The 15,594-nt window shown below is 53.7% G+C and carries 16 protein-coding genes; 14 read left to right on the forward strand and 2 right to left on the reverse strand.

The features are described from left to right. Window positions 1-86: 86 nt before the first annotated feature. Complete coding sequence (locus CGZ75_RS01795) at window positions 87-842, reverse strand: YdcF family protein (RefSeq protein WP_089522594.1); 756 nt, start codon at window positions 840-842, stop codon at window positions 87-89. Window positions 843-1,125: 283 nt separating this feature from the next. Between CGZ75_RS01795 and CGZ75_RS01800 the strand changes: the two genes are divergently transcribed. The 4 genes from CGZ75_RS01800 (at window position 1,126) to CGZ75_RS24975 (ending at window position 4,151) form a co-directional block, all read left to right on the forward strand. Next, a complete protein-coding gene (locus CGZ75_RS01800; protein ID WP_089524505.1) occupies window positions 1,126-2,130 on the forward strand; it encodes a methionine ABC transporter ATP-binding protein in 1,005 nt (334 codons plus the stop codon). Window positions 2,131-2,168: 38 nt separating this feature from the next. Further along, the gene (locus tag CGZ75_RS01805; RefSeq protein ID WP_089524506.1) at window positions 2,169-2,828 is read left to right on the forward strand and encodes a methionine ABC transporter permease; all 660 of its coding nucleotides are present in this window, start codon (window positions 2,169-2,171) and stop codon (window positions 2,826-2,828) included. A 37-nt stretch (window positions 2,829-2,865) separates the two neighbouring features. After that, complete coding sequence (locus tag CGZ75_RS01810) at window positions 2,866-3,699, forward strand: MetQ/NlpA family ABC transporter substrate-binding protein (protein WP_089522595.1); 834 nt, start codon at window positions 2,866-2,868, stop codon at window positions 3,697-3,699. Between the two features lie 185 nt (window positions 3,700-3,884). After that, the gene (locus CGZ75_RS24975; RefSeq protein WP_176444640.1) at window positions 3,885-4,151 is read left to right on the forward strand and encodes a hypothetical protein; all 267 of its coding nucleotides are present in this window, start codon (window positions 3,885-3,887) and stop codon (window positions 4,149-4,151) included. Between the two features lie 127 nt (window positions 4,152-4,278). Here CGZ75_RS24975 and CGZ75_RS01815 read toward each other — a convergent pair whose 3' ends face one another. Beyond that, complete coding sequence (locus CGZ75_RS01815) at window positions 4,279-5,514, reverse strand: CynX/NimT family MFS transporter (protein ID WP_089522596.1); 1,236 nt, start codon at window positions 5,512-5,514, stop codon at window positions 4,279-4,281. A gap of 319 nt (window positions 5,515-5,833) precedes the next feature. Between CGZ75_RS01815 and spoVAC the strand changes: the two genes are divergently transcribed. From spoVAC to yhbY, 10 genes are all read left to right on the forward strand, one after another. Next, window positions 5,834-6,328: a stage V sporulation protein AC gene (spoVAC, locus tag CGZ75_RS01820; RefSeq protein WP_089522597.1), complete on the forward strand. Its 495-nt coding sequence runs from the start codon at window positions 5,834-5,836 to the stop codon at window positions 6,326-6,328. A gap of 1 nt (window position 6,329) precedes the next feature. Further along, window positions 6,330-7,349: a stage V sporulation protein AD gene (gene spoVAD, locus CGZ75_RS01825; protein ID WP_089522598.1), complete on the forward strand. Its 1,020-nt coding sequence runs from the start codon at window positions 6,330-6,332 to the stop codon at window positions 7,347-7,349. After that, window positions 7,346-7,696 (forward strand): stage V sporulation protein AE, encoded by a 351-nt coding sequence (gene spoVAE, locus CGZ75_RS01830; protein ID WP_089522599.1) that lies wholly within the window; start codon window positions 7,346-7,348, stop codon window positions 7,694-7,696. Before spoVAD ends, spoVAE begins: the two co-directional genes overlap by 4 nt. Window positions 7,697-7,878: 182 nt before the next feature. Then, window positions 7,879-8,835: an AAA family ATPase gene (locus tag CGZ75_RS01835; RefSeq protein ID WP_089522600.1), complete on the forward strand. Its 957-nt coding sequence runs from the start codon at window positions 7,879-7,881 to the stop codon at window positions 8,833-8,835. A gap of 2 nt (window positions 8,836-8,837) precedes the next feature. Next, on the forward strand, window positions 8,838-10,139 hold the full coding sequence (locus tag CGZ75_RS01840) for a DUF58 domain-containing protein (RefSeq protein WP_089522601.1): 1,302 nt from the start codon (window positions 8,838-8,840) through the stop codon (window positions 10,137-10,139). After that, window positions 10,126-12,411, forward strand: a complete 2,286-nt coding sequence (locus tag CGZ75_RS01845) for a transglutaminase TgpA family protein (RefSeq protein ID WP_176444641.1) — start codon at window positions 10,126-10,128, stop codon at window positions 12,409-12,411. The genes CGZ75_RS01840 and CGZ75_RS01845 overlap by 14 nt, the downstream gene beginning before the upstream one ends. A 165-nt stretch (window positions 12,412-12,576) precedes the next feature. Beyond that, window positions 12,577-13,104: a YqeG family HAD IIIA-type phosphatase gene (locus tag CGZ75_RS01850; RefSeq protein WP_089522603.1), complete on the forward strand. Its 528-nt coding sequence runs from the start codon at window positions 12,577-12,579 to the stop codon at window positions 13,102-13,104. Between the two features lie 8 nt (window positions 13,105-13,112). Then, window positions 13,113-14,240 carry a ribosome biogenesis GTPase YqeH gene (gene yqeH / locus CGZ75_RS01855; protein WP_089524507.1) on the forward strand — a complete coding sequence of 376 codons (1,128 nt, stop codon included), beginning with the start codon at window positions 13,113-13,115 and terminating at the stop codon, window positions 14,238-14,240. Window positions 14,241-14,276: 36 nt separating this feature from the next. Further along, complete coding sequence (gene aroE, locus CGZ75_RS01860; RefSeq protein ID WP_089522604.1) at window positions 14,277-15,188, forward strand: shikimate dehydrogenase; 912 nt, start codon at window positions 14,277-14,279, stop codon at window positions 15,186-15,188. Window positions 15,189-15,249: 61 nt separating this feature from the next. Next, a complete protein-coding gene (gene yhbY, locus CGZ75_RS01865; protein WP_089522605.1) occupies window positions 15,250-15,555 on the forward strand; it encodes a ribosome assembly RNA-binding protein YhbY in 306 nt (101 codons plus the stop codon). Window positions 15,556-15,594 lie beyond the last annotated feature (39 nt).

The raw sequence follows: 15,594 nt of genomic DNA on the forward strand, positions 1-15,594 counted from the left end.
CCGATCTTCACGTTAACTAGAAACGCATTAGAATTGGAAAAGTTGCGTTAAAGAGGAATTTACTCTCATTCATTTCGCTTGTTCGGCTAACTCAGCTTCAGAGCGGCCAGACCAAGATACTCCTTGAGCGCTGTTGTGCTCAGTGATAAAGCTGACCCGGTAGGAAGCAACTTGCTCCAATACCAGCGAGGTTTCAGTGATGCCGAATAATCAACCGGGAACGGCTGTGGCTCTAGGCCGGCTCGCTTGAATTGTTCCATAGCACGCGGCAAATGGAAGGCCGAAGTCAGCAAGATCGGCTGCTTCAATCCCTCTTTCTCCATCAATTCACGAGTGAGCAGGGCATTTTGTTCTGTGTTGAGCGATTTATTTTCCAGCAAAATCTGATCCGCAGCAAAACCGAGCTCGCGCAGCTGCCGACCGGCGATATTCGCCTCGTTGCCGCTATCCGGGAACACCTGACCGCCGCTGAACAGCACCGGCAGCCCAGTCGTACGCGACAGGCGAGCAGCCGCGAGCAGCCTCGCTTCAGCGGAGCCAGACATATTGCCAATGCCGCCAAGATCCGGCGAATCCGGCACCGCACCAGCGCCAAGTACAACGATAACGTCGCCACGCAGCTCATTCACCGCCGATTGATCGTAGCGCTGCTCAAGCCCTCGCATCAGCATGTCGGAGAACCAAGAAGAGGAGAGCAGGTATAGCAGGAGCAGCGAACCGATTGGAAGAGCGGCCCATTTCCGATCCTTGCGCCACATCCGCCAGCTTGCTGCCGTCAGCAACAGCAGGAACAAGCCAGGCGGCAGAATAAAACTGTAAACAGCTTTAATGAAGTAAATCATCGAACACCTCCAGCAATACGATCCTAAAACCCAGATTCTACTATCATATCATTCCAGCACTTGACAGGGCATCTTGAGCGCTAATAGCTAAATTGACATCATAGGAAAAGGCCGATAGAATAAGATGTTTGGGGAACTTAAGTATCTTTTTTTCTCCATTTCGCAACCTAAATACATGCAATAACCGCTATAGACAAAACTATAGGTCATTCTATATAATACCATTTAAACAACTTGGATTTATAGGGATTTGATGGGGCGGTGTTGTCCAGGAGGGATTAACCTGATTGAATTACAGAATGTGACCAAGTCATACAAGGGTCGAGGCGGTAGTGTCGATGCCGTTCGCGATATCTCCTTGCAGGTGAAGCCTGGAGAAATCTTCGGCATCATTGGGCACTCGGGAGCGGGCAAAAGTACGCTGATTCGGTGCATGAATTTGCTGGAACGTCCGACATCCGGCAGGGCTTGGTTCGGTAAAACCGAGCTGACGGCACTGAGTGAGCGCCAACTGCAAGCGGAGCGTCGTAAGATCGGCATGATCTTCCAGCACTTCAACCTACTTGCTAGCGTAACGGTGCGGGAAAATATCGCTTTTCCCCTCGTGCTTGCCGGTAAAAGCCGGAAGGAATACGCTGCGCGGGTAGACGAGCTTTTGGCACTGGTCGGCTTGGAAGCGCATGGCGACAAATATCCCTCGCAGTTGTCCGGAGGACAGAAGCAGCGGGTAGGTATCGCTCGGGCGCTGGCTGCTGATCCGCAGGTATTGCTTTGCGACGAGGCAACTTCGGCGCTTGATCCGCAGACGACCAACTCCATTTTGTCGCTGCTTATGAGCATTAACGAGAAGCTGGGGCTGACGATCATCCTCATCACACATGAGATGCAGGTCATCCGTTCCATTTGTGATCGGGTCGCCGTCATGGACGCCGGTCGTATTGTGGAGATGGGAGCAGTGCTGGACGTATTCCTGCGTCCGACACATGCCGTGACGCGCCAGTTCGCCGACGAGCTGTCGGAGCTGGAGAGCGGCACGCCGCTTCCTCGCCGTGAAGGTTCTAAGCTAGTGAGAGTGCATTTTGTCGGCGAAGAGACGTACGAGCCGGTGCTTTTTGAAGCGGTCAAGGGCAGCGCCGTTCAATGTGCGATTTTGCAGGGAACGGTATCTCGCATGAAGCATACCCCGTACGGCCAACTGCTCGTTGAGCTCAGTGGACCAGAACGGGATATTGACGGAGTCATCACTGCCTTGCGCAGCAATGGCTTGGATGCGGAGGTGCTCTCATGATGCCAACAGATCTGACTTATCTGCGTTCATCAAACGGCATCGATTGGAGCAATATCGATCCCGCCGAGATTTGGCAGGCAACGCAGGATACGATGTCGATGCTGGGGCTGTCGTTGATTTTCACGATCATTCTTGGCCTGATCATCGGGGTGCTGCTGTATCTGACTTCCAGTCGCCAGCTGTTGTACTTGCCGGTGTTCTACTCCATTCTTTCCTTCGTTGTGAACATTCTCCGCTCTGTACCGTTCATCATTCTGATGATCGCCGTCATGCCGCTGACCAAGGAAATCGCCGGCACGACGATTGGGGTGGCAGGCACGATTCCACCGCTCGTCATTGGTGCTGCACCGTTTTTCGGGCGCTTGGTGGAGACAGCGCTGCGTGAAGTGGATCGCGGTATTATCGAGGCGGCTCAGGCGATGGGCGCTTCCAAATGGGATATTGTGCGCCGAGTACTACTACGGGAATCCCGTCCGGGTCTGATAGCGGCAATCACGGTAACAGCGATTACGCTTGTATCCTACACAGCAATGTCCGGCGTTATCGGCGGCGGCGGGCTTGGAGACTTAGCTCTGCGCTACGGCTATCAACGTTTTCAGACTGAGGTCATGATCGTTACGGTTATACTGTTAATCATCCTGGTTCAGATTCTTCAGATGCTGGGCGACTGGCTCGTTCGACGCATCAGCCACAAATAAATAAAACTAGAGATATATAAAAATCGGAGGGTTAACCATGAACAAATGGCTTAAAGGTATGACAATTACGGCGCTTGCGCTGACACTCGCTGCTTGCGGCGCTAAAAATGAAAACACGGCTCCGGCGAACAACGCTGCCAACAATACAGAGCCAGTAACACTGACAGTCGGAGCTTCCTCAGTGCCGCATGCCGAGATTCTGAACTTCATTAAGGATAAACTCGCTGCAGAAGGCGTAAACCTGGAAGTGAAAGAGTTCACGGATTATGTGCAGCCGAACGTACAGCTGTACGAGAAGCAACTCGACGCAAACTTCTTCCAACATGTTCCTTACCTCGACGATCAAAACAAAGAGCGCAATTACGACCTCGTTAAAGTTGTTAATGTGCATGTCGAGCCGATGGGCGCATACTCCAACTCCGTTAAGTCCTTAGATGAGCTGAAGGATGGCGCAACGATCGCTATTCCGAACGACGCTACAAACGGTGGTCGCTCCTTGCTGCTGCTTGCTGAGAACGGTCTGATTAAGCTTAAAGACGGCGTAGGCGTTGCTGCTACAATCAAGGACATTACTGAGAATACAAAAAACCTCAAGTTCAAAGAGCTGGAAGCCGCAACGTTGCCGCGCGTACTTGGCGAAGTTGATCTGGCCATCATCAACACGAACTACGCGTTGGTAGCTGATCTTAACCCAACGGCAGACGCTATTGTAATCGAGAGCAAGGATTCTCCTTACGCGAACATTCTCGTTTCCCGTCCGGACAACAAAGATTCCGAAGCAATGCAGAAGCTGGCCAAAGCACTTAACAGCCCTGAAGTTAAGAAATATATCGAAGATACGTACAAAGGCGCAATCGTGCCGGCGTTCTAAAGATCTTCTGCGGCGACTAGCCGCTACGCTACTGTACAAGTTAGTTGAAAAGGGTGTCTCATTGTCGGCTGCTGCCGGCAAATGAGACACCCTTTTTTTTGGAACAAGCTGACCTTACTATACTTGCTATAGGTTGGTGCTGATGCTGTTGAAATGCATGTAGTAGCCCACAATGCTGCGGTTACTTGATTGATCCGAAAGCGGCCCCGACGAGCAAAGCAAGTAGCCGAAGTTACTTGTTTGAGCCGAAAGCGGCCCCGACGAGCAAAGCAAGTAGCCGAAGTTACTTGATTGAGCCGAAAGCGGCCCCGACGAGCAAAGCAAGTAGTCGAAGTTACTTGATTGATCCGAAAGCGGCCCCGACGAGCAAAGCAAGTAGTCGAAGTTACTTGTTTTTCACAAACGCCTCAGATTCGAAAACGATTCAGCGTCATCAACCGATATTGTACTAGTGGTCTAAATAATCAAGGGGGAAGCCCCGAAATCATCTAACGATGACTTCGGGGCTTCTCCCTTTGTTTAAACGCTCTATAACAGCAGAACCGACATAGGATGCTGGTTCTGCCGTAGTCATCCGCATTAGCCGGCAGGGCGAGGGCTGCTGTCAGTACTTACTGCTTCGGGAGGAGACACGTAGCGACTGCGTCCAGCTCCGAGGCCAAGCAGCAAAACGGTCAGCGATACTAGCAGCAGCACGGCAAGCACTGGGTTCCAGGAGTTGAAGCTGTCATGCAGCGTGCCCAGCAGGACGGGGCCGAGGGCAGCGAGCAAGTAACCAAACGCTTGAGCCATTCCGGATAGCCGAGCTGCTTCGGCGGCGTTACGTGTACGCAGTCCGAAGAATGTCAGCGCCAGCGAAATCGTAGCACCTTGGCTTAGGCCGAGCAGAATGATCCACAGCACGGAAAGATCGGTTGATCCCCACAGCAGGCCTGAGTATGCGCAAAGCGACGTGATGCCCGAGGCCAGAACAAGCGGCACTTGAGTGCGCATGCGGCTGGCCCAGACTGGAAGGAAGAACGATGTCGGCAAGCTGACGAGCTGCATGAGCGACAGCATCCATCCCCCGGCTGCAGCGCTAAAGCCGCGTTCGAGTAAAATTGCGGGCAACCAGGCGATTGTAACGTAAAAAGTCATCGATTGCAGACCCATAAAAAATGTGATTCGCCAAGCGAGCGGGGAACGGAACATGCTGGAAAGAGAGCCGGGAGCTCGCAAAGTGCCAGCGGGTTTTGCTTTCAAGCTGCGGGGCAGCCAAGCAACAAGCGCGATAACTGCGAGCAGTACCCATACAAGCAACGACAGGTTCCAATCCCAACCTGGCATGGAGGAAAGCGGCACGGCAGCTCCGGAAGCGATGGCCGCGAACATACTCATCGTAACGGAATAAGAGCCGGTCAGCAGGCCGATCCCAGTCGGGAAGTCACGTTTGATTATACTTGGGAGCAGTACGTTGCTGACCGCAATTGCTAACCCCAGCAGTGCCGTACCTACAAACAATGCCGGCGCTCCGGGAATTGCCCGCACGAGCATGCCGGCAATCAAAAGCACCAAGCTATACAAGAGAGAGCGTTCGGCTCCGAAGCGCTCGGAAATACGTGGAGCAACCAGCGACATAACTGCGAAGGCGAGCAAAGGCATCGAGGTAAGCAGTCCGGACAATTCGCTGCTCAGTTGATAACTGCTGGAGATTTGGTTAATGAGCGGGCCGACAGAGGTAATGGCAGCGCGCATATTCGCGGCAATTAAAAGGATGCCGGCGATAGTCAGCCCAATCTCTCTGCGGCTTCTGGTGACGGGTGGTAATGAATTCATAACAAAAAAGGCCTTCTTTCTGGAACAGATTGGTACAACTTAAGATGTAAGGTTCAGTGCACAGTTCCAGTTACTATAGACTAATTTACCTCTTTAGTAAATGATGATGCGTCATTTCTTTATCGGAATAAACGAGAGCAGCAAATGTGTATCCGTTCTCATTAGTATTCCTTTTTCGACCCCATTTTTACCTGGAAAAACAAAGCGGCATCTCCTGAATTGCGCAGTCGGATAATGCGGCAGCTTGCGGCAAATAATAATCCAACAATAGGGCCGGATTTGACGGTACATAATTTGCGGCCTGCAAGGAGGATGCGATATGTCCAGCACGAGCAAGGGCAACGGTGAATACAAGAAGATGGTAATGTCAGCCAAGGAATATCAGGCTTTTGCCAAAAATAGAGAGCCGGCTCGATCGGTGGTCAAAAACTGCATTCGCGCCTTTTTATCAGGAGGCTTAATCTGCCTGATCGGTCAAGGTGTGCAGGAGTTTTTCATGTACACCTTCCATATGGATGCGTTGAAGGCTGGCAATCCTACCGTAGCGGTGATGATTCTGATCTCGGTCATTCTGACTTGTCTCGGTGTTTATGACAAAATCGCTCAATGGGCCGGAGCCGGTTCCGCAGTACCTGTTACTGGTTTTGCGAATTCGATGTGTTCGGCGGCGCTCGAGCATCGCAGCGAAGGTCTTGTGCTTGGAGTGGGCGCCAATATGTTCAAAATGGCCGGGTCGGTCATCGTATTTGGCGTCGTAGCGGCCTTTTTTGTCGGCATCGCCCACTTGATTTTTGGCACGGGAGGAATGCATTGATATGCAAAAGGGCAAACAAACCTGGTGGTTTGAAAATCGTCCTGTCATTATCGGCACCGCTACGGTTGTAGGGCCGGACGAGGGTGACGGGCCTTTGGCAGCCGACTTTGATTTTGTGCATCCTGAGCTGGATATGGGGCAAAAAAGCTGGGAGAAGGCGGAACGATTGCTGCTGGAGCAGGCATCCGATCTGGCGATTAAAAACGCTGGCATCACCAATGAGGAGCTGGAGTTTTTCGTCGGGGGCGATCTGATGAATCAAATCATCAGCAATACGTTTGCAGCCCGCTCGCTAGGTGTGCCATATATCGGGGTGTTCGGAGCTTGTTCCACTTCCATGGAATCGCTGGCTATCGCTTCGATGATCGTTAACTCCGGCAATGGCAAACATGTACTGGCTGGCACCTGTAGCCATAACTGCACAGCCGAAAAGCAGTTCCGTTATCCAACGGAGTACGGCTCACAGAAGCCGCCGACAGCGCAGTATACGATTACCGGGGCAGGAGCAGCTATCGTTGCGCCCTCGGGTTCCGGTCCCGTTGTGGAATGCGCAACGATCGGCCGGATCGTTGACCTCGGCATTAAGGACCCGTTTAACATGGGAGCAGCGATGGCGCCGGCGGCTGTAGATACGATCCAGGCTCATTTTAATGACACTGGCCGCTCTCCCGGCGATTACGACATGATCGTCACAGGAGATTTAGCATCGGTAGGACATCGCATCGCCACCGACTTGCTGAAGCACAACGGCGTTCCGATGGAGCAGACCGTATTCAACGACTGTGGATTGATGATCTACGATATTGCTCGGCAAAAGGTGCAAGCTGGAGGAAGCGGCTGTGCTTGCTCGGCTGTCGTGACATATGGGCATCTGCTCAAGCGGCTGCAAAAAGGGGAGTTCAAACGCATCCTTATTGTGGCGACCGGGGCACTGCTGTCACCGCTGTCCTTCCAGCAGGGCGAGAGCATTCCATGCGTTGCTCATGCCGTATCCATTGAACGAAGCGAGGTGCAGGGATGATTTATTTATGGGCCTTCATTGTGGGAGGAGCAATCTGCGTAATTGGTCAGCTGATGTTCGATGTCGGAAAGTTGACCCCGGCACATACAATGTCTACTTTCGTCGTGGTTGGAGCGATTATCGACGGTTTCGGCTGGTACGAGCCGCTAATTGACTTCGCCGGTGCTGGCATGACCGTGCCGATCACCAGCTTTGGCAACTCGCTCGTACATGGAGCTTTGACCGAGCTGCAAACGACTGGATGGATCGGCGTCATCTCCGGTATTTTTAAGGTGACGAGCGCGGGTATTAGTGCGGCGATCATCTTCTCATTCCTGGCTGCGCTGATCATCCGACCCAAAGGATGAAGCTTTTTACCAGTTTCAATCGTAAATGGAGAATTCCCTTGTGGAGTTCTCCATTTTTTATTTTACTTTTTTCCATTCTCTGGGTTATTGTTGTTCTGTCTGACAGGTTCCTGTAAAATAATGAGACCAGCGCCCTGGGGCTGCTGGGCGAAAGATGTTGATATCGGGGAGGAGTTGTCGACGTGGAAGTTTATGCGCCAGACCAGCAGTTATGTTCGGCCATTCGCAGCAATTTGCAATCTGTCATCCTTGGCAAGGAAAGGGAGATCGAGCTTGTCCTGATCGCCTTGCTGGCCGGAGGCCATCTGCTGCTGGAGGACGTTCCCGGCACAGGAAAAACCCAGCTTGTCAAAGCTCTTGCCCGCTCTATTGGCGGCGATTTCCGGCGCATTCAATGCAACCCGGATTTACTGCCTACCGATATTACTGGTCTTACGATTTATCATCCCCGGGAAGAGCAATTCATCTTTCGTCCCGGTCCGATCATGTCCCATCTCGTGCTTGCCGATGAGATCAACCGCGCTACGACAAAAACGCAATCCGCTCTGCTGGAGGCGATGGAGGAAAGCAGCGTAACGGTTGACGGAGAAACGTATGCTTTACCTTCGCCGTTTATCCTAATCGCCACGCAGAACCCGATTGAATTTGAAGGAACTTATCTGCTGCCAGAGGCGCAGATGGATCGTTTTATGATGAAGCTGTCGCTTGGTTATCCTGGCGAGGCAGACGAGCGTCGTATGGTCATGGCGCGCGAAAGCGGCCATCCTTCCGATGCGCTGACCCAAGTCGCCTCGATTGAGGAAATCATTGCGTTGCAGCAGCAGGTCGAACGTGTACATGCCGACGAGGCTGTCGGCGATTATCTCGTGCGGATCGTCCGCGGCACTCGTGAGCATGAAGGCGTTCAGCTCGGGGCCAGCCCCCGCGCTTCCGTTGCTCTTATGCGCGCGGCTAAGGCGCGCGCGCTCATGGAGCAGCGCGAGTACATCATCCCCGATGATGTGAAACAGCTGGCGCCGCATGTGTTATCCCATCGGCTGATGCTGCAGCCGTCGTCCAGGCTGAGGGGCGTTCGCGCTGAAACAGTCATCCAGGATGTGATCGAGCGGACCAAAGCTCCGGTCCGACTGGAGCGCTGAGCATGAGGCGACCTGCTGCTGGACGCAGGCCACCGAACGCGACTCGCCGCCGACTGTGGATTATGGCTATCCTGTATGTTTCCAGCTTGATGTATATGCTGTTTCAGGGCGGCAGAACTCCGGTCATGCTGTTCTGCATTTTCAACGGTCTTATCCTTTATCTTATCCTTGGTTATTGGAGTGGTATACGTCGTATTTCCGGCACGCGCAAGGCGATAGCTCGCGGACCTGCAGCAGCGCCGGGGTTGCCTGGCGTTGCTGGCTCGGACAGTCGCTTGCTTGCCGCAGGCGAGACGCTGCAGGTACAGCTTCAGTTTCGCCTGCCGGGCATCTATCCTGTCCCTTACGTGCTTGTTATGGAAAGGCTGGAGCGCAATGGGGGCACTGCGATTCCGTTCGAGGTCAGCTTCGTTCCTAACGTGAAGCGAGCTGGCATAGCGGAATACGAGACGCCTCCGCTGCGTCGAGGCCTGTACCGTTTTCTCCCTACCGTATGTATAACCAAAGATATTTTTGGCTTTATCGAGCACACAGGCTCTTTCCATGAGGAAGGAAGTTTCTCGGTTCGTCCTAGAACGATCACTTTATATGGCTGGGACCGAATCCGGCGTGGGGCAAAAGGACATTTCTCTCATGCTGCTGAGCCTCGTTCCTCGCGAGAGACGACTCAGATTAATGGTATTCGCGAATTCATGCCCGGCGACCGACTGTCGCGGATTCATTGGGGTGCAACGGCCAAAACCGGCCAATGGAAATCCAAGGAATTCGAACGCGAAGCGCTTCCTAGAACGATCGTGCTTCTCGATGCTTATCGCAGCGCCGATGCCGGTGCTGCGGAGCGATTCGAGACGGCCGTGTCCGCCGCAGCCTCACTGTTTGAGCATGGGATGAGACGCGGCACTTCGATGGGTCTATGGTGCTCCTCTGCTATTCCGACGGCGCTCAAAGCGAGAAGCGGCGGCGACCAGCTGCATCGCGCGATGCAGCTGCTGACTGAGGTCGACAACAACGGCTCGGACAAACTCGCCCAGGCTATTTTGCGCGCAGACCCGATTCTTGACCAAGGCTCGATGGCGCTGCTCGTTACAGACGCTCCTCTAGAGGAGATTCGTCAGGCGATGAATTGGCTGTCGCGACGGAACCTCAATCCAGTCTGCATTAGGGTTCTGGCTTCGAACCATCCGCTTGCCGCCTCAAGCCAGCATGAATTCATCGCTGTGGGCGCGATTTATGTCATTCGCAGCCTCGAAGAGCTGCCCGCAGCGCTTGAAGGAAGGGAGGTGGCTGCAGATGCTGGAAGCTAATCGGATGCAAACAAGGGCGGGACTATTTTCCAGAGGGGGGCAGCAAACTCCTCGTGCGCGATGGTTTCTAGCGCTTTCTAGCGTGCTTACTGCTGTCATGATTGCGAGCACGGTATCTGTGCTGGAGCAGTTGTGGTGGGAGGAAACCTTTGTCATCGTGTACACGGTGCTAGCGGTAGTCGCTCTACTGGATCTCATACCGGTTGGGCGCATCTATGGGTTGTTCGCCCAGCTAATTGCTGTCCTGTTGATTTTAGTGCAGCTGTCTCCGATCCAATTTGGCTCAATTGGCCCCGTGCTGCGCTATATGACGGAAGGCGGCTTGGTGGCTGTCAGCGAAGTCGCTAAGCAGTTCAGTCCATTTCTGGAAATATCGCTGGCAGTCTGGGTTATCTATGCGATGTTTGCAACATGGACGAGGCTGCGCATCCGTATCATTGGCTTTACGACGGTCAATCTGCTCGTATTAGCGATTTCGGATTCCTTCACTCCAATTTACTTGTGGGACAGTGTAGCGATCGTTGTTTTCGCCGGATTGGTCTGGCTTATCGCGGAGCATTATGCAAGTTTTCAACAGCAGCATCCGCTCAGTTGGAAACGATTGCTCCGTTATCCCCTGCAGCTGATGCTGCCAATCGTGCTCGTACTGTCGCTCGTCATGACTACGGGGTTAATAGCGCCGGAAATTCCGCCGGTCATCAAGGACCCCTATACCGCATGGAAAGAGTCGCAAGGGCAGCAGGTTCAGTCCTTTGTCGGGGACAAAGGCATTGCGCCGGACAGCTCCGGCAAATCCGCCAAGTCCGGATACAGCCGCAATGATGACAACCTTGGCGGCGGCTTCAATTTCGATTACTCGCCGGTGATGGAGGTTACCTCATCGCAAAAGAGCTACTGGCGGGGAGAGACGAAGGACTATTATAACGGTTCCGGCTGGACGAGCAGTGAGGAGCTGCAGGACAATATCATTTCGATGCCAACAGATGGAACGGATATCGGAGGAATGCCTTTAAGTCCGAATGCGGAAACAGTCGAAATCAAGCAATCGTTCAAAATGCTCCGCAAGGACAAATTCCCAGTGTTGTTCGGAGCTCCAACAGCTCGCTCTATCGAAATTCCTAATAATGGAAGAATCTCCTATGAGGACATAGTTAATTTTGATGTTAAGATTAGCAAACTCGGCATTGCATTAAACGGAAATACACCCTATCCGCCTGCCTATACGGTCGTATCCGAGCAAGTTGTTCTGAACGATGCGCTTAAGGAGGCATCTGCAGCCCCTTTAAACAGCATGCCATTCCTTTATTATGGCCAGGTTCCGTTAAATTCGCAGAGCCGCGTCGCCGGTCTTGCGCGCGAGATTACGGCGGATGCCGTAACCGACTTTGATAAAGCCAAAGCGATTGAAACTTATCTGAGCAGTAATTTCACTTACACGAATGAGCCTGATCTGTCCAAAAAGAGGAGCAAAGACTTCGTGGACTCTTTCCTCTTCGAAATTAAGGAAGGTTACTGCGACTACTTCTCCACCGCAATGGCTGTCATGGCGAGACATGTCGACTTGCCGTCGCGCTGGGTGAAAGGTTATGCACCTGGGTCCGGTACAGTTAATCGCGAAGATCTCATGCGCCAAGGTGCAACAATGGAAGACCTTAGCGAGATGAACGGCGAGGACACCTATACGGTACGCAACTCCGACGCGCATTCGTGGGTGGAGATTTATTTTGAAGGTTTTGGTTGGGTGCCATTCGAGCCTACGCCGGGCTTTGCCTTTCCTTACGCTACTGCGGCCGGCAGCACGGCTCCTGAGCCTAGCGTGGAGCCATTGCCTTCAACAGCTCCTGAAGTTGTTGAGGATACCGCGGCAGAAGAAAACAGCTTCAACCTGCCAGCATGGCTCGGTTGGGTTGGCCTTACGGTGTTGACTGCAGCAGCCGGCGTCTTGGCGTTCAACCGCCGGGAGCAGTTAGCTGGCCTGTGGAGCACATATCGTACTCGATCGCTCACTGCCGAGCAGCGAGTCGTTTGGGAGACGGAGCGATTGATCCGCTCAGCGCGGCGGCATGGCCTGACCAAGGCAGAGCATGAAACGCTTCGCGAAGCGATTTTCCGCTGGTCGGAGCAGCGTCGCTTTCTTAAGCAGGAATTTAGTGATCTGCTGAAATTTTTCGAGCGAGCCAAGTACGGCGGCAAGTCGGTTACGATGGAGGAAGCAGCCGTGTATTCCGACAATATCCGCGCTCTCCGCGGGCGATTGCGACCACCGAGCTGATTGGGGAAAATCACTCGGGGGCTGTAACGAAGCCTTGCGGGACGTTCACTAACCGCACAGAAAGGAGCCGCTCTTTCGACAAGAGTTGGTTCCTTTTTGCGCGGTTATCCTGTAATATGGTATAGTTTCGTAGATAACAGGCTCTATAGTAAGGGAGACAAAGCGATGTTCGAACGGCTTGTGCCGCACATGCGCGTGAAATCTATATATGATATCGATCTGAATCTGCTCACCGAAAAGGGTGTCAAGGGCATTATTACCGACCTCGACAATACACTTGTCGGCTCCAAGATTCCTCTGGCTACGCCGGAACTGATCGTATGGCTGGACAGGCTTAGGGAGCTGGGCTTCAAGGTTGTTGTTGTATCCAACAACCATGAGACCCGTGTTTCCCGTTTCGCCGAACCACTGGCCATTCCGTTCATCCACGCGGCCCGCAAGCCGTCCACACGCGCCTTTCGTAAGGCGCTTCAGGTGCTGGATTTGCAGGCGGAGCAGACGGTGGTCATCGGCGATCAGATGATGACTGACGTGTTGGGGGGCAAGCGGATGGGGCTGTATACGATCCTTGTCGCTCCGATTGCGCCGCTTGACGAAGGTTTCGGAACCCGCTTTAACCGGATTCTGGAGCGGGTCGCCCTGTCCCGGTTACGCCGGAAGGGCCTGTGGCAAGAGGAGGAAGCAGGAAAGTGAGTAAGCAAATGAAGGAACAAGGCAAGGATAAGGACCAGCCGTCTTGTGCAGGTTGTGGAGCCTCGCTGCAGACGCAGAGCAAGGATCGGCCGGGATACGTTCCGGCATCCGCACTGGATGCGGAGGCAGCAATCTGCCAGCGATGCTTCCGCATCCGCAATTATAACGACGCTGTTCAGGTTTCCATGAATAACGACGAGTTTCTCAAGTTGCTGGGCGGCATCGCGTCCACGGACAGCTTAGTCGTGCATATCGTGGATCTGTTTGATTTTGAAGGAAGCCTGATCTCCGGCCTGCAGCGTTTTGTAGGGAACAATCCCGTGCTGCTCGTTGTGAATAAGATCGACTTGCTGCCTAAGGGCACCAACTACAACCGGCTCCGCAACTGGGTTCAGCGTCAAGCTAAGGCTCAAGGACTGCGTACAGTCGATGTCGTGCTGTGCAGCGCCAAAAGAGGCATGGGCTTCGACCGCGTTGTCGAAGCAGTAGAGCAGCTCAGAGGACAACGTGATGTGTACGTCGTTGGTGCCACCAATGTCGGCAAATCGACGCTGATCAACCGCCTGATCGCTGACTACAGTGATCTTGAGCGCGAGCTGACCGTATCGCGCTTCCCGGGTACGACACTGGATGAGATCCGCATCCCACTTGATGACGGTAAGTCGATCATCGATACGCCGGGAATCGTCTATACGTCGCGCCTGACCGAGCTTGTGCCGCGCGGAGTGCTCGGCTCGCTGCTGCCGGACAAGCCGATCAAGTCGCTGGTGTACCAGTTGGACGCGGGACAGACGCTGTTTTTCGGCAGCTTAGTTCGCTTCGACTACACGCATGGCGCCAACCTAAGCTTCACGCTTTATACGGCGAACGCCATGAAGGTGCATCGTACGAAGCTGGAACGCGCAGATGAGCTTTACGCCCAGCACAAAGGCGTCATGCTTGCGCCTCCGTCCCTGGAGGAGCTCCAGGGGATACCCGCATGGACCCGCCATTCGTTGCGCATTCCGCGTGGTAGCGAGTCCGATATATTCATCTCCGGCCTCGGTTGGATTCGCGTCAACGGCACGAACGGAGCCCAGGTCGAGGTGTACGCGCCTAAAGGCGTCAAAGTGCTTGTCCGTGAAGCGTTGATCTAAGTATCATTCAGAACATCGGGATAGGGGATATAGAACATGGACACCAAGCTTGAAGGCATCCCGGGGTTGCTGGTGGATAGCTCGACGACGCTGTACGGCGTTATCGGCGATCCGATTCGGCAATCCAAATCACCGGTCATGATGAATCGTGCGTTCCGAGAAACAGGTGTAAATGGCGTTTATGCGGCCTTTCATGTTACGCCGGATCGACTGGGCGATTTTTGGCTCGGTGTTCGGGCGATGGGCGTCCGTGGGGTCAATGTGACTATTCCGCACAAGCTCGATGTGATGAAACATCTGGACTATGTGGATGAGGGTGCGCGCCTGATCGGAGCGGTTAATACGGTCGTCAACAACGGCGGCATGCTGACCGGCTATAATACAGACGGCCTCGGTTATGTGCGCTCTTTAAAAGAAGAAGCTATACCAGAGCTGAAAGGCAAGCGGATCGCGGTCATTGGCGCCGGCGGTGCAGCACGTGGCATCCTGTATGCGCTGCTTGGCGAGGAGCCTGAGCTTGTCACAGTGCTCAATCGTACAGAGGAGAGAGCACGCGAGCTGGCAATCGTCTTCGCGAACCGTGGCAACATCGAGGCGTTGCCGACGGCGGGGTTGGCTGCTGATGAGGCGATTCGCAATGCGGATCTCGTCGTCAACACCACCTCCATCGGCATGTATCCTTATGTGGATGACCTGCCGGTGGATGTTTCACTGCTGCGACCGGATGCGGTCGCCAGCGATTTGATTTATAATCCGCTAGAGACGGCTTGGCTGGCTCGCGCCAGGGAGCGCGGCTGTCGGACGCATGGCGGGCTTGGCATGTTTATTTATCAAGGCGCATACGCCTTCGAATATTGGACGGGCCTTGCGGCGCCAGCAAAAGCAATGAGGGAGACTGTACTTCAAGCGTTGTTGGCACCGCGGCCTGCCGAGGGTGCTAATCCCTAGGCTGCGTTCGCTGCTTTCACACAATTGCAAAGCGGCTATACAAGAGAGGAATTGTGATTTCATGACACTGACAGGTAAACAAAAACGCCATCTTCGCGCGTTGGCCCATCATCTAACCCCGATTTTCCAAATCGGCAAGGGCGGCATGAACGAGAATTTGGTGAAACATATTGAAGACGCGATTGAGAAGCGCGAGCTGCTCAAGGTGAATCTGCTTAATAACTGCGACGAGGATCCTCGCGAGGTAGGCGCGCAGCTGGCAGAGGGCTCCGGCTCTCATCTGGTGCAAGTCATCGGCAAGACGATCGTGCTGTACAAAGAGTCCACGGACTACAAAACGATTGTACTGCCTCGTAATCGGCCTTGAGGCCACACGGCATGCAGCATCAGGACGTTTAAGGAGGGG

Origin of the sequence: Paenibacillus herberti, from assembly GCF_002233675.1 — a bacterium.
Classification (GTDB): domain Bacteria; phylum Bacillota; class Bacilli; order Paenibacillales; family Paenibacillaceae; genus Paenibacillus_O; species Paenibacillus_O herberti.

What these genes read in the sequence shown, in the direction of transcription:
- yqeH (WP_089524507.1), top strand. Translation starts at nt 13,113, where the DNA reads ATGAAGGAACAAGGCAAGGATAAGGACCAGCCGTCTTGTGCAGGTTGT.
- aroE (WP_089522604.1), top strand. Translation starts at nt 14,277, where the DNA reads ATGGACACCAAGCTTGAAGGCATCCCGGGGTTGCTGGTGGATAGCTCG.
- CGZ75_RS01795 (WP_089522594.1), bottom strand. Translation starts at nt 842, where the DNA reads ATGATTTACTTCATTAAAGCTGTTTACAGTTTTATTCTGCCGCCTGGC.
- spoVAD (WP_089522598.1), top strand. Translation starts at nt 6,330, where the DNA reads ATGCAAAAGGGCAAACAAACCTGGTGGTTTGAAAATCGTCCTGTCATT.
- spoVAE (WP_089522599.1), top strand. Translation starts at nt 7,346, where the DNA reads ATGATTTATTTATGGGCCTTCATTGTGGGAGGAGCAATCTGCGTAATT.
- yhbY (WP_089522605.1), top strand. Translation starts at nt 15,250, where the DNA reads ATGACACTGACAGGTAAACAAAAACGCCATCTTCGCGCGTTGGCCCAT.
- CGZ75_RS01850 (WP_089522603.1), top strand. Translation starts at nt 12,577, where the DNA reads ATGTTCGAACGGCTTGTGCCGCACATGCGCGTGAAATCTATATATGAT.
- CGZ75_RS01815 (WP_089522596.1), bottom strand. Translation starts at nt 5,514, where the DNA reads ATGAATTCATTACCACCCGTCACCAGAAGCCGCAGAGAGATTGGGCTG.
- spoVAC (WP_089522597.1), top strand. Translation starts at nt 5,834, where the DNA reads ATGTCCAGCACGAGCAAGGGCAACGGTGAATACAAGAAGATGGTAATG.
- CGZ75_RS01810 (WP_089522595.1), top strand. Translation starts at nt 2,866, where the DNA reads ATGAACAAATGGCTTAAAGGTATGACAATTACGGCGCTTGCGCTGACA.
- CGZ75_RS01845 (WP_176444641.1), top strand. Translation starts at nt 10,126, where the DNA reads ATGCTGGAAGCTAATCGGATGCAAACAAGGGCGGGACTATTTTCCAGA.
- CGZ75_RS01840 (WP_089522601.1), top strand. Translation starts at nt 8,838, where the DNA reads ATGAGGCGACCTGCTGCTGGACGCAGGCCACCGAACGCGACTCGCCGC.